This is a genomic window from Paraburkholderia panacisoli (assembly GCF_008369935.1).
GTDB classification, from domain to species: Bacteria; Pseudomonadota; Gammaproteobacteria; order Burkholderiales; family Burkholderiaceae; genus Paraburkholderia; species Paraburkholderia panacisoli.
The window spans coordinates 74,966-94,431 of the sequence record NZ_VTUZ01000039.1 but is presented as its reverse complement, the minus strand read 5'-3'; the positions used below and the strand labels follow the sequence as shown (position 1 = coordinate 94,431).

The following is a 19,466-nucleotide window of genomic DNA, read 5'->3' as shown; positions in this document are numbered from 1 at the left end:
CAGCCGTCCGGAAGGTCTCGCTTGCGCATCCGCCGCCTCGGCTTCGGCCTCGTCGATATCGGCGAGTATCCGTTCGCATCGGTGCAGATAGCGCTGGCCCGCCTCGGTCAGGGCTATGTGGCGGGTAGTGCGATTGAGCAGACGCGTGCGCAAATGCGACTCCAGTTGCGAGACCGCTCGCGACGCGCAGCAGATGCCGATTGAGCGCGAAGTGTTGCCGGATCGGACCGATGCACCCGTCCGTCAACGCGGTTGCCCGGTTGAACAACCGGGCAGAGAAGAGCGATCAACCGACGCGCGAACGCGAGTGTCGCATCCGCGGCTTCCGCGACCCGAAACGCACACAGAAATCTCTCTCCCCGAGGCTTCAGTCGAGCCCGAGTTTCACCGGGCGATACGCCCGGCGCAATGCGGATTACAACGCATAGACGCATAGGATGAATGAAGCAGATACAGGGGACACGCGCCCTAACCGCGCATCTGCTCCGGACTGATGGCCATGGCAAACTTTGCGCCCCTCCGATTCGCAGAGGGGGACTCGCGCTGTGGAAAGCGAAGCGGGGTCAGGGAACCGATCGATATGCATCTTGATGGCTCTCTGATGGCATCGATGTTAGCCAATGAGTGCGGCATGTCCGTAGGACACTTCGACCACGCTTTCAAACGGCAAACTGGTTTTGCGTGTCCAGTCGCTGCTCAACCACATGGTCACGCAATGCACGCTACCGAACTCGGCATCACGGGTACGCAGCCAGTATGCTCTTCATGCATGCGATCGGCCGCTGCTCGAACGCCGCGGCGCAGGGTTTTACGTCCGAGGAAATCGGCTTCCTGAAAAGCATGCTGCGACGTTCATGCCAATTGCCGCGACGAGGGCCGCGAAATCATACCTGGATATTGCCAAAGCAATAAATCATCATGAGGGAAAACAAGGAACTACTGACCGCTGGCGATGCCAGGTATATGGAACAGGGAACCGCGATGAATGCTCCTTCGCCTTGGTTGAGCGTCGGCATGTGCCCAACAGCCATAGCCGTTCCAGTGGCCGCGCTGGTGCTCGCGGGATGTGTGAACTACATCGGCATCAAGAGCGACAAGCAGATGTCGGTACCGGCGCAATACGCCTCAAGCCAGAGCCAGTTCGGCGACCCACAACTGCTGCCCCAGTTGATCGACGAAGCGCAGGTACCTAACGCCGACCAGAACAGCCTCGCCGCCGAACAGACGGTGACGAACCTCAGGATCAGCCGCCGCGCCACGCAGATCGGACTTATCAAGATGCTTGGCGGCGGCTTCGTCGCGAAACGGAACAGCCTCGTCGTGCCAACCGATGTGTCGCCTTCTTCGGCATCCGCGCGCAAGCGTCCAGAAGACTTGGCGCGCGGATCCTAATGGGCCGACAGGACAGGCGGAGCAGATTGCAAGAACGCGGAGCATATCTATGAGCACCCCACAGCAACCTCCCTCCAGCGCGAAGCCGGAGGGCAACCGCAAGCGCAATCTGATGATGATGCTCGTGGGCATCTTGATCCTGGTCGCGGCGGTAGCCTACGGCGCCTATTACTTCCTGGTCGCGCGCTTCCACGAGGACACGGACGACGCCTACGTCAACGGCAACGTAGTGCAGATCACGCCGCAGGTGACCGGCACGGTCATCGCGGTCAATGCCGACGATACCCAGACAGTGAAGCAAGGCGATCCGGTCGTCGTGCTCGACCCAGCCGACGCCCGCATCGCGCTCCAGCAGGCCAAAGCCACCTTGGCGCAAACGGTGCGCAGAGTACACGGCCTGTATATCAACGACGATCAATATCGCGCGCAGGTCGCCCAGCGGCAATCAGACCTGTCAAAGGTGAAGGATGACCTGCGGCGACGGCTGGCCACCGGAACGGCTGGTGCCGTCTCGCAAGAAGAAATTTCGCACGCACGTGATGCGGTGAAGTCAACACAGGCCGCGCTCGACGCCGCCCAACAGCAGCTCGCGGCAAATCGCGCGCTGACCGCTAACACGACGATCGACAACCATCCCGACGTACTCGCGGCCGCCGCGAAGGTTCGAGACGCGTATCTGGCCGCGGCGCGCAACACGCTGCCTGCTCCGGTGACTGGCTATGTCGCCAGGCGTACGGTCCAGGTCGGTCAGCGCGTATCGCCAGGCAACCCACTGGTCTCGGTCGTGCCACTTCAGCAAATCTGGATCGACGCGAATTTCAAAGAAGGGCAACTCAAGCACATGCGGGTGGGTCAGCCGGTTGAACTGACAGCGGACAAATACGGTTCGTCGGTCGTATATCACGGCAAGGTGGTCGGCTTCTCCGCTGGTACAGGTTCCGCGTTTTCGCTACTGCCCGCCCAGAACGCGACCGGCAACTGGATCAAGGTCGTGCAGCGTCTGCCGGTGCGGATCAAACTCGATCCGCAGGAGCTGGGAAAACATCCACTGGCCATCGGCCTATCTATGCTGGTAGACGTCAATATCAAGGACGAAAGCGGTGGCCCACTCAGCAACATCGAGAACACTGTCTATCAAACCGACGTATTTGCGAAGTACGGCAATGAAGCCGATGCGGAGATCGCTCGCATCATTGCCGCGAACGAATAACGTGCCAGAGTCTGCACGCAGGCAATAGGAGCGGACAGGTGTCTTTCACAACGGCGGGACGCTTTCAACTGAGATAAACAATGACAACTCAATCAACGTCGCACCCTCCGTTGACCGGAGGCAAACTCGTTCTCGGTTCGCTCAGCGTGGGTCTCGCGGGTTTCATGACCGTCCTGGACTCGTCGATCGCGAACGTTGCCATCCCGACCATTTCGGGCAACCTCGGCGTATCCATCAATGAAGGCACCTGGGTCATCACGGTGTTCGCCGCGGCGAACGCTGTCTCGATCCCCTTGACCGGCTGGTTGACCCAGCGCCTCGGCCAGGTGAAGCTTTTCGTCGGATCGATCCTGCTGTTCGTGCTGTCGTCGTGGTTGTGCGGCATCGCATGGTCATTGCCAGTGCTACTGCTCGCACGCGTGTTGCAGGGCGCGGTAGCAGGACCACTGATTCCTATGTCGCAAGCGCTATTGCTCAGTTCCTGGCCAAGAGAAAAATCCGCGTTTGCGCTGTCGATCTTCTCCATGATCGCCGTCACAGGCCCGATTGTCGGACCCGCGCTCGGAGGCTGGGTCACAGACAGCTATAGCTGGTCGTGGATCTTCTACATCAACATCCCGGTCGGCATATTTGCCGCAGCCACGGTCTGGAGCCTGTATCGCGAGCGCGACACGCCGCCAAGGAAACTGCCCATCGATACCATCGGGTTGCTGCTACTGATCACCTGGGTGGCGTCGCTGCAGGTGATGCTCGACAAGGGCAAGGATCTCGACTGGTTCACGTCGACGACGATCATCGCGTTGACAGTCGTCGCGCTGATCGGCTTCGCGCTCTTCATTGTCTGGGAACTCACAGAGACGAATCCGATCGTCGACCTGACACTGTTCCGGCAGAGAAACTTTCTCGGCGGCACGATTTCGATCGCGATTTCTTATGCGATATTTTTCGGCACGTTAGTATTGCTGCCACAGTGGATGCAGACGTACCTCGGCTACCGCGCGCTCGACTCCGGGCTCGCCACCGCGCCGATTGGTGTTTTCGCATTGATTGGTGCGCCGATCATGGGAAAAATCCTGCCCCGTACCGACGCACGCATTCTTGGTACGTTCGCTTTCATCGGTTTCGCGGGCGTCTACTACATGAGGTCGTTCTTCATCACAGGCATCGATATGGGGCATATCATCCTGCCAACGCTGCTTCAAGGTATTCCGATGGCCCTGTTCTTCGCTCCGTTGACGGTGATCATCCTGTCTGGGCAACCGCATGAAAAGATACCGGCGGCGGCTGGTCTTTCGACTTTCGCGCGGGTGTTTGGCGGTGGCGTTGGCACATCGCTGGCGAACGTCGCATGGAACAACCGCACCATCCTGCATCACGAGATTTTGACCCAGCAGACCAGTGTGACCAATCCGGCGTTCAATCAGCAACTCGATGCCTACCACTCCTTCCTGGGACTCGATACGGCATCCTCATATGCGCTGTTCAATAACGTTGTCGACGCGCAGGCCGCAATGATGGGGCTAAACGATGTCTTTTATGCCTCAGCCATCATCATGATCGTCATCATCCCGCTGATCTGGATCACCAAGCCGAGCGGAGGAGGCGGTGCCGGTGCCGCCGCCGCGAGCGCCGCACACTGAGGTGCGCGTCAACCTGTGCATCCACGGGTGGGGTACGCCCCGAAGGAAGTCCCCTTGGGGGATGCGCCGCTCGCGTTCGCGTGTCGGTTGGTGGCAGTTCTCTGCGCGGCTGTTCAGCCAGGCAGTCGCCTTGACGAACACGTGCTTCACATTCGCAAGCTCCACGATCTCGGCTTTTGCCGCCGGATAGCTACGCAACTGATCGGTGACGATCTTGCGCGGCACGGGACTCGAGCGCAGCACATGGCCGCGGCTTTGTCGCGCCGCCTTTGTAGCAAGATGTCGAGTTCGGTGCCATTCTCATCGACCGCTTCCGTTTGCCAGCCCGCAGTCTTGAACTTCGAGTTCCCTTTCTACCGTTCCTGAGGTATATCTCGCCGCAACGCGAAATCACACGATCTGCCGAACCCATTGACTCCGCCAACCCGGTGCCTCAAAGGGATCCGAAAAATACTGAGTCTCGTGAATAACCTTGCCGGCGCGAAATTCCATGACGCCCACCACACACGTCACTCGTCCCTTATAGTCAATCGTATATTCCGTGATCCAGAGATCACCTTCCCCTTGAATTCGCTGGACATTGAAACCCGATGGCTTATCCGGATGATGACTCCGCAACGCCTGCAAATTGCTCCGTCCAATGATCCGCTCGCCTGATTGGGGATAATCGCAGATGGCATTGTCATCGTAGATGTCATGTTCCACGTCGAGATCCCCGGCCGCCGACGCGTGCCAGTGTGCATCCAGAGCTTCGCGGATATTGGCTTCCTGCATCACCTACCTCCTCACACGGTCCACGTTTCACCATCGCTTACGTTGCGGAGAGGAAGCCCCCGCTGCCGGTTTTGACGACGTCGTTGAATCTCCGCCTGATCTGAATCCGATTGATCTCGTCAAACGCGTCAACCGGAAGGGCAGAGATGTCGAAATTCTCCCGCGCGCGTGCCGCAGTTTTGGGGGTAGTCAGTAACGCCCCGCCACGCTGCACCGCCCAGGCAAGCAGTACCTGTGCTGGCGTCTTGCCAATTTCCTCGGCAATCCGGGAGACGACCGGGTCCTCAAGCGGCCCGGGCCTGATTCCATGACCCAGCGGCGCAAAGGCCAGAAACACGATGTCTTTCTCCTTGCAGAATTCCAGAAGTTCGGTTTCTGGAAGATACGGATGTGCTTCGACCTGCACCACCGAAGGCTTGATTCTCGCCGCTTCGTAGAGGGGCCGCAATTCGTTCAGGAGGATGTCAGACAGTCCAATGGCGCGGCATTTACCTTGATCGACGAGATCTTCCATCGCCCTCCACGTGTCGAGCAAAGTCACCCCTTTATCGTAGATGACATCGCCGTTTTCATCGCGCGGGTCCTGCTCATCCCCTGGCTGAAACGCGAACGGAGTGTGTATTAAATAGAGATCAAGATAGTCGAGTCCAAGCCTGCCAAGACTCGCCTCGAAAGCCGGTTCGACACGCTCGGGCCGATGATTGTTATTCCACATTTTTGTGGTCACAAAGACGTCTTCGCGCGCAATCCCTCCCGCAGCAAGTCCTACCCGCAGAGACTCGCCCACCTCACGTTCGTTCCGATATCGCTCGGCACAATCGATGTGACGATATCCGGTCTCCAGCGCGGCTTTGGTAGCACTGACAGTAGTAGCTCCATCGGGAATCAACGTGCCAAATCCGAGCGCGGGCATACGCCCGCCTCCGTGATTAAGCTGTAACTTTTTGCTCCGGAAATCGAAAGAATCAATCATGACGACACCTCCGCACTACTTCATGTCCTGCGACAAAGCACCGACGCCTCGGGCTGCAATTCTGGCGCCCGAGGTCCATGAACAGAAAAACGTCAACGTATTCGAGTCGGCTAACCGCTTCATAGCGAATTCCCGGCGAACGAATTCGTGAACTGCTTCCACCGAGTCTCGTTACTTACAGTAAAGGAATGTGAAGTGCCCTTCACCGGCAGCTGCGACTTCGTAGCTTTGGAAAAGAGGCCAGAGTCGCCTCGACAACCCAAGCGGGCAGATCGGTGGACGTGAAGCCCTTCTCTCCTGGGCCGGATTGGTGTTGAATGTGCGGAAGTTGAAGCCGACAGATCGACTCGCGTTGATTCACTCAGCCGCAGTCATCAGGATCAAACCGTGGGCCAAACAGGTCTGCATCTTGGTCAAGTGTAGCAAATGAATTGCTGGGCGGGGTTCCGGAACGTGACGGATAGTCTGATCGTGGGAAGTGCGTTTTCGGAACCTGACCGTCGGCTTTTTGATTGCGGACAGTCAGTCGATCGCAGGGATGGAGCCTGGTGTCACTGCGGCCGGCGTACGGCAATTGAACAGGCTTCGCCCGACAAGCCGAGCAGCGGGCGCATTGGAACGTAATGTCGCCGAATATGTGTTTGTGCATCGAGCGAAGGGCCAGATCGGGCACCTGACGACATTTACCAGCACCGGCATGATTCAATCGTACCCAGTGCGTGACTCGTATTCTGCGGAACGGGCGCAAGATCATCTGGGTTCGCGGAATTTCACTTGTTCCTGCGTGTAACCACCGCGCCTTGGCAAACCGTCTAACGACTCAACGTGTTCGGTCGAAAGCGCATTCCCGGGACACTGCAATCGCAGCAGCGCCCGTTCGACGCGATCCTTTCATTCAGCAATCCTGGTGACTGTTACCCATCAGATCCACGATGCAGATCTACACGACTGTCTTGCGGAGGACTTTGACCGTATGGCCGAAAAAGAACAGAAAGTGTCCCTAAGCCGTCGCAACTAGAGTGTCACTGATGCCCCATTCTGCATAAACTGACCTCACCGCTTGTCACGGAATCGTTGATCGTGGCAAGCAGGAACCTGATGGCGGAAGCCACTGGGTCTTGCAGAAGTTGACGCCGTCTGGATAGCGCTAATGTCATCGTTTTCGCCGTCGGCGTTTGCTACTTCCCGGAGGAAGCAAAGTGAATCCCTGATGATGAGTCAAATTCGCTTTGACGATGTTGCAACTAGTGAACCTGCGATCAGGACTGTCAATGCCGACGCGCGGGTGAACCCAATAGGAAGGACGTATGAACCAAGCTAATCAAAGTGCTGTGCGCGAGCTAAGTCATTTCATCGACGGTCAACGCGCCGCTGGTGCGAGCGGGCAGTTCGCCGACGTATTCGATCCGGCGCAAGGCCGGGTGTCGGCCCGCGTGCCGGTCGCAAACGTAGCTGAAGTCGACGCCGCCGTCGCCGCTGCGAAAGCCGCATTCCCTGCCTGGAGCGAAACCGCGCCTCTCAAGCGCGCTCGCTTGATGTTCAAGTTCAAGGAACTGCTTGAAGCGCATGCCGACGAACTCGCGGAGCTCATTACGCGCGACCACGGCAAGCTGTTTGAAGATGCAAAGGGCGAGGTGGTGCGCGGTATTGAAATAGTCGAATTCGCGTGCGGCATTCCGAACCTGCTCAAGACCGACTTCACCGATCAGAGCGTCGGCGGCATGGACGCGTGGAACCTGCGTCAGCCAGTCGGCGTGGCCGTGGGCGTTACGCCGTTCAATTTCCCGGTGGTGGTGCCGTGCTGGATGTTCGTGATGGCGGCTGCGACCGGCAACACGTTCATACTCAAACCCTCGGAGCGCACGCCGTCGGCATCGATCCGGCTTGCCGAACTGTTCATCGAGGCGGGCTTTCCCAAAGGTGTGTTCAATGTCGTGCATGGCAGCAAGGCGGTTGTCGATGCGTTGATGGGGCACCCCGATGTGGCCGCGATATCTGCCGTCGCCTCCACGCCGGTGGCCGAATACATCTACAGCGAAAGCGCCAAACGTGGCAAGCGCGTGCAGGCGTTGGGCAGCGCGAAAAACCATCTCGTTGTCATGCCCGACGCCAATCTGAATCAAACGGTCGAAGCGGTGATCAACTCGGCGTATGGCTCGGCCGGCGAGCGCTGTATGGCGACCTCAGTCGTGGTGGCGGTGGGGAGTGTCGGCGATGAACTGATCGAGCGTCTCGCACCGCGCGTGCGTTCGCTCAGGATCGGCGACGGCATGGAGCCCGATCTGGACATGGGGCCGCTCATCAGCGACACGCATCGCGCCAAGGTGTTGGGCTATATCGAGGCGGGCGTCGCGGCGGGTGCAAGGCTCGTCGTCGATGGTCGCGGCCATACCGTGGCCGGCCACGAAGCGGGCTTCTTTCTCGGCGGCTCGCTCTTCGACGACGTGAAGCCTGATATGCGCATCTATCGGGAAGAGATTTTTGGGCCGGTGCTGTCGGTTGTCCGCGTGCCTGATCTTGCGAGTGCGATAGCGCTCGTCAATGCGCACGAACTGGGGAACTGCGTATCGCTTTTCACATCCGACGGCAGTGCGGCGCGCGCATTCTCCCGGCAGATTCAGGTGGGCATGGTGGGCATCAACGTGCCGAGTCCGGTGCCGTCGGCGTGGCATTCGTTCGGGGGCTGGAAGCGATCGCTGTTCGGCGATCATCACGCGTACGGCGAGGAAGCTGTGCGCTTTTACACGCGTTATAAGAGTGTCATGCAGCGCTGGCCCGATAGCATCTCCAAAGGTGCGGAATTCGCGATGCCCGTGGCCAGGTAAGCCGACCCGGGCGTTGCCGCGTCTCCCCTTCATCCGATGACGTCCACGGTATGAATTAGCGAACGATTCCGAAAGGCGAGTCTGATTGCGTGATAGTCGGTGCGGGCACGGCCGGATACGTGCCCGCCAACCGCTTGAGCAACATTCCGGGAGCGATCCCGGTTCATACGAACTGTCACTAGAATCGTTCGAAGGTCTTATTGTCTCCCTTTCTGTAGGCCTGTAACTTGTCCAGAGGATTCAACCTTTCTGAATCATTTCGATGGCCTGCGGATTCGGGATGAAATCAAAGCGCTCTTCTGCAGTTGTTGGGGTGGCGGACGATGACGAATCCGTCCGGATGGCGATATCCAGTTCGCTTCGTTCTTCGTTCTTCGTTCTGCGAACAGGAAGGTCATTGCCTATTAAAACGGTCCATGCCCGGCATGTCTGTCTACAGCCAGGATGAGCTCGACGACATCGCCGACAACCTGAACAGCAGGCCACGACCTAGCCACGCCTTTCAGTCGCCACTTGAGGTCTTCGCACGCATGCTCGACGCCCTGACACATACATCATCAACCCTCCTCCACTAAGCCGTTGCACTTCGGCTTGGAAGCCGCCCTGTGTATGGGCCAAGGTAGGCTGCATCCGCGCCATTGCAATGCTGCTTCCACTGCGCCGCTTTCTGACAACATGTAAACGCGGTCACCGCTCGGGTGGGTCATTCGCGCCCGAGCAACTGGAGTCCTGCAAACGCATCATTACAATTCGTATGCCTCATTACTCTGCGAACCGACTCATCGGCGTCAGTGGGTGCGCATCTTGATTGCACCCACTGCCCGTTCGGCGGTACGCAGTCTGTTACCCGAATGGAAAACGATCATTTCCTGGTGGACGCGTTGTCCCTGTAGCGGTGGTGACATTGACCAGATTTGTGATGGTATGGACTAGTACGCGAAAACTTTGTTAGCTGTAAGAAAGCGGACCCGTCTCCTAGAATGAGATGAAGCCATTGCGCGGCAGCGATACGTGAGTGAACCGGTTCGAACGACTGTGGGAAAAACCATAGGGTTATTGGACCAAGTTCTTTCGCGGCGCATCCGTGATCTCCGCGAGCACTGCGCGTGAGAGGAAGACTTCCCGATCCAATACCCCATTAAACACTGGTAGCGTCGCAGACGCTTATGAACCCCGCCAAGCCACGGACAACTGGAACGGCAGAACCGAAGCTCGCGCAATTGTCGGCGCCGGCTTCTGTACCGGAGACAGAGACTCCTGTACAGAAACCGTCCACAGAAGCCGAGCTGCCACTTCGCCTCGCTATCGGCCTGATCGGAATGCTGCTGGCGTCGCTACTGGCAATATTGAACGAACAGGTCACCGCAGTGGCGCTAGCTGATATTCGCGGCGCGTTCTCGATTGGAAATGACGATGGGACCTGGCTGACCACGCTCTTCGAGGCTACGAACGTGGCCACGATGGCATTCGCTCCGTGGTTTGGAGTGACGTTCACGCTGAAGCGATTTACGATCGGCGCCGTGCTGGCCGTGATGTTGCTTGGATTCCTCTGCCCCTTTGCGCCGAACCTGCTTACGCTCTATGTGTTACGTGCGCTGCAGGGCGTAGCCGGCGGATGTCTGCCGCCGATGTTGATTATCGTAGCGCTTCGATATCTCCCCCCGAAAGTCAAGTTATATGGACTCGCGGGATACGCACTCACCGCGACCTTCGGACCGGCGCTCGGCACGCCTCTCGCAGCCCTATGGACGGAATACGTCAGCTGGCAAATGGCATTCTGGCAAATCTTGCCGCTTGGCATCGTATGCTGCGTGGCGATCCAGCAGGGGCTTCCGGCAGATCCGCTCAAACTCGAACGGTTCCGTTCATTTAACTGGAGCGGCCTCATACTGGGATACCCCGCGATAGCCATGCTCGTCATTGGTCTTCTACAGGGTGATCGCCTTGACTGGCTGAATTCCACGTTCATCTCCACGATGTTTTGTGGCGGAGCGCTGTTGTTTGTGGCGTTCCTTATCAACGAGTGGTTTCATCCACTGCCGTTTTTCAAGCTTCAACTGCTTGCCCGCAGAAACTTCACGCACGGGCTTCTGACACTGGTAGGCGCGGTTACGCTGCTGGTGGGCGTTGCCGCCATACCCGGCCAATATCTCGCGCAAATTCACGGTTACAGACCGCTGCAAACTACGCCGCTGTCTTTGCTGCTTGCCATTCCGCTGTTGATTACGCTGCCTGCGACGGCCGCCCTCCTGAACCTTCGGCAGGTTGACCACCGCTGGGTCATGGCCATTGGATTTTCCCTGATGGCCACCACGTGCTTTTTAGGGAGTTTCGTGACCTCCGATTGGGTTCGCGAGAATTTCTACTGGCTCCAGTCGCTACAGATCCTGGCGCAACCGATGGTGATCATGGGGATCCTGATGGGCGTCACGACTGGCTTGCCGCCAACGGATGGTCCGTTTGCTTCAGCCATGTTCAACACGGTCAAAACATTGTCTGGTGCTGCGGCAACCGGCCTCATTGAAGGATTGGGTACTGCGCGCGAGCATTTTCATTCGAGCATGCTCGTGGACCGCTTAGGCAATAACGCGTTGGTTACGAGCCAAAGTATTGATGCAGTTCACGGTCTCGGTGAACTCGCACACCGGATCCACGAGCAGGCCGTAGTACTCACATCGGCCGATCTCTATCGCGTCATGGCAGGTATCGCCGTCGCCTTTCTTCTGGTTATTCCGGTGTTACCCGTGCGTATTTATCCCCCATGGAGCACTACGCCGCCCTCTTCCCGCTAAGCGATGATATCTATGTCATTTGTCACTCGACTGCCGCCCAAAACAATTCGTCTTGCCGCGTATGTGGTCATACTCGCCGTCGCCATATGGGCTGGCATCAGGCTATTTGACAACCCAAATAGCGAGACCACCAATGATGCCTATGTGACGGCCGATTTCACGCTGATAGCGCCGCGTGTTGCCGGCCAGCTTTCAGAGGTACTCGTCGAGGACAACCAGCAGGTAAAAACCGGACAGTTAATGGTGCGTATCGACGACCGCGATTTCCGCGCCGCATTGATGAGTGCACAAGCCGACGTGGCGGCAGCCAAGGCATCGGTTGCGAACTACGACGCCGAGATCGCGCGGCAACCCGCGCTTGTCGACCAGGCGCGCGCCACGCTACGCGCAGATGACGCGACGCTCGAGTTTGCGCGAGAGAACGCCTCACGCTACCGGAATCTCTCGGAAGCGGGCGCAGGAACAACCCAGGAGCAACAGCATGCTTCGAGCGCGCTGGCCGAGGAACTCGCGCAGCAGGCCCGCAACCGGGCTGCACTTGTTGCGACCAGGCAGAACCTCGACGTTCTGCGTACCCAGCGCGACAAGGCGGCGGGCGCGTTGGCCCACGCCGAGGCCGCTCTTGAGCAGGCGAAGCTCAATCTGTCCTATACGGAGATCCGCGCGCCCATCGACGGCAAGGTTGGCAGACGTTCGGCGCGGGTCGGCGCATTCGTGACAACGGGCACGCCACTGCTCGCGATTGTCCCGCTGTCTGAGGCCTATGTCGTCGCCAACTTTCAGGAAAACCAGCTCGCCAGGATGCGACCCGGCGACACCGTGCGGATCAAAGTCGACAGCTTTCCGGGCGTGACGATTCACGGGCATGTCGATAGTCTTTCGCCCGCGACAGGCGTGAGCTTCGCACCTATCGCGCCCGACAACGCAACGGGCAACTTCACCAAGGTCGTCCAGCGCGTCCCTGTCAAGATCACCATCGACCCGGGACAACAGGCTGCGTCCGCGTTGAGCGTGGGGTTGTCGGTCGAAACAGAGGTCGCCGTCGGCAAGCGTGCCGATACGCGGATCGCAGGAGCAGACGCGAAATGAATGCGAGCAAATTCTCCGTCCGCACGCAGGTGCTCGCGGTATTGCTCTGTTTTGCGCTCACGGGCTGTCTGGTCGGCCCGAACTTCGAACGTCCGCAGACGAGTACGCCTGAAGTGTTTAATCGCACCCAGTCCGCGCAAGCATCAAGCAAAGCAGTCGAATCCGAATTCAGTCCGCAATGGTGGACGCTGTTCAACGATCCCATGCTGGACTCACTGGAACAACAACTGACCGATGCGAACCTCGACGTCGCGGCAGCGTCGGCGCGTCTGCGGCAAAGCCGTGCGGAGCAACGCATTGCCGGTGCAGAAGAATATCCCACGCTGGACGGCGCCGCATCCTATTACCGCGAGCGCGGAAGTCCGAACGGCATCCTCTCGTTGCTTGGTGTCACCCCGACGGGAAGTCAGCCGCAGTCGGCATCGGGCGCCGCGCCGCTCGGCGTGGCGCCGTTGCCGGGCTCCAAGGGCTCGCCGGCTTACAACCTCTATCAGTTCGGTTTCGATGCATCCTGGGAACTCGACATCTGGGGACGGGCTCGACGCGGTGTCGAGGCCGCGACCGCTTTGTCCGATGCCTCATACGAGGACCGCAACGCAGTTCTGTTGTCGGCGCGCGCTGAACTCGCGCGAGACTACGTTCAGCTGCGTGACACGCAGGCTTTGCTTAAGATTGCACGACAGAACCTGGAAATCGCCCGCGACGCAACGAAGCTCACGGAAACGCGGGTACGTGAAGGCGTTACTACGAATCTGGACGTGGACAACGCTTCCGCGCAGGCTGAGTCGATCGAGAGCCTGATCCCGACGTTCGAGTCGCGTAGCGAAACCACGATCAATGCGATCGGCGTACTACTGGCGAAGGAACCCGGCGCATTACAACAGATGCTCGCCGAGCCCCGCGATGTTCCGGCACTGCCTGACCAGGTGCCCATCGGCGTTCCGTCGGAACTGGTGCAGCGCCGCCCCGACATCCGAAAAGCCGAGGCTCAACTGCACGCAGCCACGGCGGCGATCGGCATGGCGAAGGCCGACTTCTACCCACGCATATCGCTGAACGGCAGCGCTGGGTTCCAGAGCCTTCAGCTCACGAATCTCGCCGACTGGGCGTCCGGCCAGTTTGTCGTCGGACCGTCGATCACGCTTCCCATATTCGAAGGCGGACGCCTCAAGGGGACGCTTCAATTGCGCGAAGCGCAACAGCAGGAGGCTGCGATTGTCTACAAACGTACCGTACTCGAGGCCTGGCGAGAGGTGGACGATGCACTCATCGTCTATGACGCCGAACAGCGGCGGCGCGATCGCCTGACGACGGTCGTTAGCCTGAACCAGCGCGCGCTGTCGATTGCGCGGCAACGGTACAAGGCGGGCGCGGTCGACTTTCTCGACGTACTTAACGTGCAGAGACAGTTGCTCGATGCGCAGAGCAACCTTGAGCAAAGCAAGGCGAACGCCGCCGCCAACCTGATTACGCTTTGCAAGGTGCTTGGCGGCGGGTGGGAGTCAACATACGCCAGTCAGAACAATCTTCATTGACGCGGCATTCTGCTGCGCGCGCCGCGGATCAAGAAGATGTGTGTGGTGGCGCATCCGACGTTGATTGAGAGCGATCAACCTATTCCTGGCGTGCTCGACTATGCGTGCACGAAGGCGGCAAGTCCAGTTCGGCCGTGATGATGGCCGCGAAGTACGCGTGCGCGCCCGTCGCGCCTGACTTGTTCCTCCGAATCACAAGTGTTTGTCCCTGGCGGGTATTCGAACTCGACGCCAAAGCGCCTAGATTAGCTCCCTATCGGAGCCACGGGCCCGATCGGCACCAGAGCCCACTCAATTGATTCGGAGGTTGTATATGAGCGCATCACAAAAGGTCATCGTCGTTACCGGCGCGTCGCAAGGCATCGGCGCAGAAGTCGTCAAGGCTGTCCGCAAGCTCGACTATCGCGTGGTCGCCACCGCGCGCAGCATCAAGCCATCGGAGGATCCCAACATCCTGACCGTGGCCGGCGACATCGCCGACCCCGAAACCGCACGCCGCGTGATCAGCGAGGCCGTGGCCCGCTTTGGCCGCATCGACACGCTCGTCAACAACGCCGGCATCTTCGTCGCCAAGCCTTTTACCAGCTACACCGCCGAAGACTATGCGGCAGTCATGGGCGTGAACCTGAACGGCTTCTTCTACATCACGCAGCTTGCCATCGCTGAAATGGAGAAGCAGTCCAGCGGCCACGTCGTCAGCATCACCACCACCCTGGCCGACCACGCGATCGACGGCGTGCCTTCGGTACTCGCCTCGCTCACCAAGGGCGGCCTGAACGCAGCCACCCGGTCCCTCGCGATCGAATACGCCAAACGCGGCATTCGCGCCAACGCAGTCGCGCCGGGCATCATCAAGTCGCCGATGCACCCGGCGCAAACCCACGCCGCACTCGGCGCGCTCCATCCGATGGGTCATATGGGCGAAATGAGCGATATCGTCAACGCGATCGTGTATCTCGACTCCGCCCCGTTCGTCACCGGCGAGATCCTGCACGTCGACGGCGGCCAGAGCGCCGGGCACTAAGCGCGATCAGGCAATACCAGCGACCATCCCACACGACCGGACGCCGCCGCCAGCTGGCGGCCGGCTCGTCAACTTCGATCAAGGAGAACGCCATGCCAATCGTCACGATCCAGGTGACCCGCGAGGGCACCAAGCCGGGCGTCGACTCGGTCACCGCAGAAGAAAAAGCCGAACTCATCAAGGGCGTCAGCCACCTGCTGCTCGACGTGCTGAAAAAGCCGCTCGAAGCAACCTTTGTGGTCATCCAGGAGGTGGAAACGGAGAACTGGGGCTGGGGCGGTCTACCGACTGACGTATATCGCAAGCAGCGAGGGTTGAAATAGAGCGGCGTTCGCGCAGCCGTGGTCCTGCGGTGCCATCGTTCGGTTATAGAAGGAGAAGATGACCCGCGGGGGCCCCAGGATCTCGTCGATCCGCGCTAGCAGTCGCGCTTTCCAGGCGTATTTACACTTGGCTTGTCTATAACGGCTTGCGCGATTTGCCACGGGCGTCGTATCAGCTCTGGCATCCGGGTATCGTGATCCCGACGATAACAGTCGTATCGTCTGAACCCACGGATCAACCTGGCTAACCGGCACGGTCGCGCTCCTTACGGATCGAAATGTGACGTTTCACTTTCACTGGACAGGACGCCACGTCGGTAGCAATACGTTAAGCGCGCCGAACGGGTGCGCCATGACTCAAGCGCCCAGGGACGCCGCCGCTGCGTACGGTAAGGTATCCAATGTTTCGCACCATCGCTAGTCGTCCGATCGGATGCGCGATGCACCTCATCCCAAGAACCTTCGTGGCTATTGAATTCCCGGATGTTTCGCCGGATATCGTGGTTCTGGACCGACCTTCGCCAGGAGTTGCATCAACTCCTTAATCGGGTGTTCATCCAGTGTGGAGACCAGATCGATAATCTGGCCTCGAAGCGCTTCATCCGCGTATGGCTCGCTCAGCCAGTGGAATTTCTCGACCGTCCGCTCCCATGTGAGCGGATTCTCCAGCCCACCTTCGAAGCCGACATGTTCCTTTGAGAAGATCCGCCCACCCTTGCATCGGATCGTCACCCTGGTGTTCAACGCGTGCGGATATTGCGCGCTGAATGCGGCGTCCGGCCGCACCGTTACTTTCTTGAGCAGGTCCTGCGCGTCAGCCGCCTGGATGCGTTCCGGTTCGAGCTGAGCGGGCCCCACCTCGTCATCGAGCAGCGCCGCCGCGATCAGGTACTTGAGGTTGTAGTCGGCCTGCTCCTTGGTCTGCGGATCGTCCTTCGGGCCGAAGCCGCCCCCTCCCGCAATATCGAAGCCGGTCTGGAAGATGTCGCACACGACCTCCTCGACCTCTTCGCTCTTCACCCCATTGCGGCGCTTCAGATCGAGCGTCGCCTCGAGCACCGGCTGACCATGAATCAGCGAGCAATACTTTTTCATCACCGTCTCATGAATGACCTCCAGCCTGTGGTCACCCCAGTCCACTTCGAGCTGCTGATCGAACATGCGCACCAGCCCGTTGGGCCCTTCGAACAGACGAAGCGGTCCCGTGAAGCCACGCTTGGCGAGGGAGGCCGAATAGATCGCGCGCATGCCGGTAATGCCCGGTGAGAATCCCTTCCATTGCGATACGGGTTCTGAATGGACGCAGGTCAGCGAGATGTTGTCGACCGTCGCAATCGCTACCGCATGCCCGATCTGCTCAGCATTGAGACCGAATAGCTTGCCCGAACCCGCGGCCGACGAGATCGCCAGCTGGATCGCGTGATTGAACCCTTTCGCCATGACCGGAACGATCGCGGTGATGCGGCAGGCGATCTCGTACGCCACGGCAAGTGCGAGCATGAACTCCTCGCCGCTTGCCGACGCATGATCGGCGGCAGCGAGGATCGTGCCGAAATTGTCACTGGGGTGACAGAGGCCGCCCGGCGACATGTAGCTGTCGAGCAGATCGACATAGCGCACGAGGCCCGAGTTGTACAACGCGGCCTGATCGGGCGACGAGGTACCACCGCCAATCAGGGTGCACGAACCGGAGCGCCCGTACTCGTCAAACTGCTCGCGAAGCGCCTTGAACGGCTTGCCTGGCAGCGCGCCGATCGCGCAGCCCAGACTATCGAGAATGTTTCGCTTGAATACAGTCCGGGACCGCGGCGTGAGATGACTGGCGTGCGCGTCAAAAGCGAACTGTCCGATGCGTTGTGCAGTGGTAGGTGAATTCATGTTGCGAAAGTCTCAGGGTAGATTGCCTGTCAGCCGGTGCGGCGAGCTGATTCGCAGTTGAAGATTGGCGTTCAGGTCTTCCGAAGACATCTGCCCAGAACACCGCATCAGTGCCGGCGTCGCGATAGCAACGCGTTCGATACGCAGGCCGATAGCGCAGGTTCGCACCGTTCGAAATGAATATCAAGCGAAGGGGATGCATACGTTTTTCGGTTTCGCAGATAGCCCCCGTCCCCCCTGCAACTGTGCGGATTTCGGTCAGTACCTGGTCGGGGCGCCGCATCGATATGCATCGAGTACCGAAGCGTTACATGCCCCGAAGACAGACGGGCATATGGACACGAACTCCGTGCGCGAGAGATGCATTCTGATCTGCCCGGTCAAGGTTCCAGGAGCGGGCGTATCCATGGGTGACATGCACGCGCAGCAGAGCAACGGCGAGATCGCGGGGCACGCCACCGACGTGCCCGGGGAAACCGAGCTGACCGTGGGGTGATCGAGGGCCTGACGATCGAAGGTCGTGGACGATCTGCCACCGATGGCGCGCCCCATGAACGCGGCACAGCGGCAGAAAGTGGCCGAGTTGCCCGCGCGCTGGGGTCAGCATGAAGTGGAGAAGAGCGGCCCGATCACTTTTATCGATAGCGGTGTGAACCTCAACGTCGCCACCGAAAACGGTCTGCGCCGTGCCACTGCCGTTACCGGGCTAAGCTACGAAGAAGTGCTCAATCGCGCGACCATCACAGGTTCGATCGAAATCACCCGGCTACCCGGCACCGTGCGCGTCACCTTTCTGTGTCCCCTTGCCATTCTCAACCGCATGGGGATCGGTCATCTCGTGCGGGAAAAGTACCCGTTGCAGTGATCAGTGCGGCTACCTCGACGGCGCTTCCTGGGCACCACGCCTCAGCCGTTCGAGGTATGTTCTATCGCCAGACCGTCGGTGCTTAGGGCGCCATCCGTCCAGTCGCGCAAGAATTCGATCCATGTTTTGATCTTCGCGTCGAGATACTGACGCGACGCATACAGCGCGAAAACATTCAGCGTTTGCAGCTGATAGTCCGGCAGCACGCGTTTCAGCGAGCCCGAGCCCAGCAGGGACCGCACCGTGAACGTCGGTAACGCGCCAATGCCCATTCCTTCCAGCACCGCAACCGCCATGGCATCAGGGACGTTCACCTTGAAGCGACCATCAGGCAGCACGAATTCGTGCTCTCCGCTCACATCTTCCAGATGCCAGCGGTCCGCCGGAAAAATCGGCATGGCGACCTGAAGACAGGTGTGATTCGATAAATCGTCAATTGTCTGCGGCATACCGTGAATCTCGAGATACTTTGGAGACGCACACAGAATGCTGTAGAACGTGCCGAGCCGCCGCGAGATGTAGGCCGAGTCGGGCAGCTCCCCCGAGGTGACCCGCAAGGCCACGTCGTAGTCCTCTTCCAGCAGGTCGGGAACGTTCTGCGAGAGCGTGAGATCCACGGTTACTGCGGGATAACGCTCCTGGTAGGCCGCAACCGCGGGGACCACATAGTTTTGCCCCAGGCTCGTCAACGCGTGGACTCGCAGCGTTCCCACAGGCTGCGCATGCGCGTTCGATGCCTCAGCCTCTGCCTCCGCAACCGACGCGGTGATCGCATAGCACCGTTGCAGATACCGCTCGCCTGCCTCTGTCAGTGCGATGCGCCGCGTCGTGCGGTTGAGCAAGCGGGTACGCAGATGAGATTCGAGTTCGGAAATCGACCGGGACACATAGCCAGTTGTGTTACCCAGTTGATTGGCAGCCGCCGTAAAGCTTCCCGCCTCGGCCACTTCGACGAAAATCTTCATGTTGCGGAACGTGTCCACTATCTCCGCCTCGGCGTTGCCGGGAGCCATGTTATGGGCATCCAGAGGTGAATTGAATGCGGGCTTGGGAAAAGCGCTTTTGCACAGCAACACTTGCGGGATGAGCCACCTTGCTTCTGTGGACACCCGTGCAGACGCGTGCGCCCGCGAGTCCGCGACCACC

13 protein-coding genes and 5 pseudogenes are annotated in these 19,466 nt (G+C 59.4%); 12 read left to right on the top strand and 6 right to left on the bottom strand.

Annotation, left to right across the window (positions count from 1 at the left end):
- Positions 1-186, bottom strand: a pseudogene (locus tag FVF58_RS38410) (LysR family transcriptional regulator); the annotation flags it as partial.
- Positions 187-233: 47 nt separating this feature from the next.
- Between FVF58_RS38410 and FVF58_RS53390 the strand changes: the two are divergent.
- The 4 genes and pseudogenes from FVF58_RS53390 to FVF58_RS38390 form a co-directional block, all read left to right on the top strand.
- A pseudogene (locus FVF58_RS53390) lies at positions 234-359 on the top strand (IS6 family transposase); the annotation flags it as partial.
- A 796-nt stretch (positions 360-1,155) separates the two neighbouring features.
- Positions 1,156-1,392 (top strand): annotated as a pseudogene (locus tag FVF58_RS54945) (hypothetical protein); the annotation flags it as partial.
- 49 nt (positions 1,393-1,441) lie between these two features.
- Positions 1,442-2,596, top strand: a pseudogene (locus tag FVF58_RS38395) (EmrA/EmrK family multidrug efflux transporter periplasmic adaptor subunit); the annotation flags it as partial.
- A gap of 86 nt (positions 2,597-2,682) precedes the next feature.
- Complete coding sequence (locus tag FVF58_RS38390) at positions 2,683-4,242, top strand: DHA2 family efflux MFS transporter permease subunit (protein WP_149674890.1); 1,560 nt, start codon at positions 2,683-2,685, stop codon at positions 4,240-4,242.
- A gap of 60 nt (positions 4,243-4,302) precedes the next feature.
- Here FVF58_RS38390 and FVF58_RS38385 read toward each other — a convergent pair.
- The 3 genes and pseudogenes from FVF58_RS38385 to FVF58_RS38375 form a co-directional block, all read right to left on the bottom strand.
- Positions 4,303-4,553 (bottom strand): annotated as a pseudogene (locus FVF58_RS38385) (DDE-type integrase/transposase/recombinase); the annotation flags it as partial.
- A gap of 79 nt (positions 4,554-4,632) precedes the next feature.
- Positions 4,633-5,016 carry a nuclear transport factor 2 family protein gene (locus tag FVF58_RS38380; protein WP_149674889.1) on the bottom strand — a complete coding sequence of 128 codons (384 nt, stop codon included), beginning with the start codon at positions 5,014-5,016 and terminating at the stop codon, positions 4,633-4,635.
- Positions 5,017-5,053: 37 nt separating this feature from the next.
- Positions 5,054-5,989: an aldo/keto reductase gene (locus tag FVF58_RS38375; protein ID WP_149674888.1), complete on the bottom strand. Its 936-nt coding sequence runs from the start codon at positions 5,987-5,989 to the stop codon at positions 5,054-5,056.
- Between the two features lie 1,307 nt (positions 5,990-7,296).
- On the opposite strand from FVF58_RS38375, the gene FVF58_RS38370 reads away from it, so the two are divergent.
- From FVF58_RS38370 to FVF58_RS38345, 6 genes are all read left to right on the top strand, one after another.
- On the top strand, positions 7,297-8,814 hold the full coding sequence (locus FVF58_RS38370) for a CoA-acylating methylmalonate-semialdehyde dehydrogenase (protein ID WP_149674887.1): 1,518 nt from the start codon (positions 7,297-7,299) through the stop codon (positions 8,812-8,814).
- A gap of 1,166 nt (positions 8,815-9,980) precedes the next feature.
- Positions 9,981-11,606, top strand: a complete 1,626-nt coding sequence (locus tag FVF58_RS38365) for an MFS transporter (protein WP_425469006.1) — start codon at positions 9,981-9,983, stop codon at positions 11,604-11,606.
- Positions 11,607-11,618: 12 nt separating this feature from the next.
- Positions 11,619-12,695, top strand: coding sequence for an HlyD family secretion protein (locus FVF58_RS38360; protein WP_149674886.1), 1,077 nt, complete (start codon positions 11,619-11,621; stop codon positions 12,693-12,695).
- Positions 12,692-14,230 (top strand): efflux transporter outer membrane subunit, encoded by a 1,539-nt coding sequence (locus tag FVF58_RS38355; RefSeq protein ID WP_149674885.1) that lies wholly within the window; start codon positions 12,692-12,694, stop codon positions 14,228-14,230. The genes FVF58_RS38360 and FVF58_RS38355 overlap by 4 nt, the downstream gene beginning before the upstream one ends.
- Before the next feature lie 313 nt (positions 14,231-14,543).
- Positions 14,544-15,254, top strand: a complete 711-nt coding sequence (locus tag FVF58_RS38350) for an SDR family NAD(P)-dependent oxidoreductase (RefSeq protein ID WP_149674884.1) — start codon at positions 14,544-14,546, stop codon at positions 15,252-15,254.
- 92 nt (positions 15,255-15,346) lie between these two features.
- On the top strand, positions 15,347-15,577 hold the full coding sequence (locus tag FVF58_RS38345; RefSeq protein WP_149674883.1) for a tautomerase family protein: 231 nt from the start codon (positions 15,347-15,349) through the stop codon (positions 15,575-15,577).
- Positions 15,578-16,045: 468 nt separating this feature from the next.
- On the opposite strand, the gene FVF58_RS38340 is transcribed toward FVF58_RS38345, so the two are convergent.
- The gene (locus FVF58_RS38340) at positions 16,046-17,455 is read right to left on the bottom strand and encodes an MmgE/PrpD family protein (protein WP_149674882.1); all 1,410 of its coding nucleotides are present in this window, start codon (positions 17,453-17,455) and stop codon (positions 16,046-16,048) included.
- Between the two features lie 196 nt (positions 17,456-17,651).
- On the opposite strand from FVF58_RS38340, the gene FVF58_RS54325 reads away from it, so the two are divergent.
- Both FVF58_RS54325 and FVF58_RS53375 read left to right on the top strand, forming a co-directional pair.
- Complete coding sequence (locus FVF58_RS54325) at positions 17,652-17,951, top strand: acetamidase/formamidase family protein (RefSeq protein WP_281291335.1); 300 nt, start codon at positions 17,652-17,654, stop codon at positions 17,949-17,951.
- 24 nt (positions 17,952-17,975) lie between these two features.
- Positions 17,976-18,320 (top strand): hypothetical protein, encoded by a 345-nt coding sequence (locus FVF58_RS53375; protein ID WP_246217377.1) that lies wholly within the window; start codon positions 17,976-17,978, stop codon positions 18,318-18,320.
- Between the two features lie 41 nt (positions 18,321-18,361).
- On the opposite strand, the gene FVF58_RS38330 is transcribed toward FVF58_RS53375, so the two are convergent.
- Positions 18,362-19,303: a LysR family transcriptional regulator gene (locus FVF58_RS38330; protein ID WP_149674897.1), complete on the bottom strand. Its 942-nt coding sequence runs from the start codon at positions 19,301-19,303 to the stop codon at positions 18,362-18,364.
- Positions 19,304-19,466 lie beyond the last annotated feature (163 nt).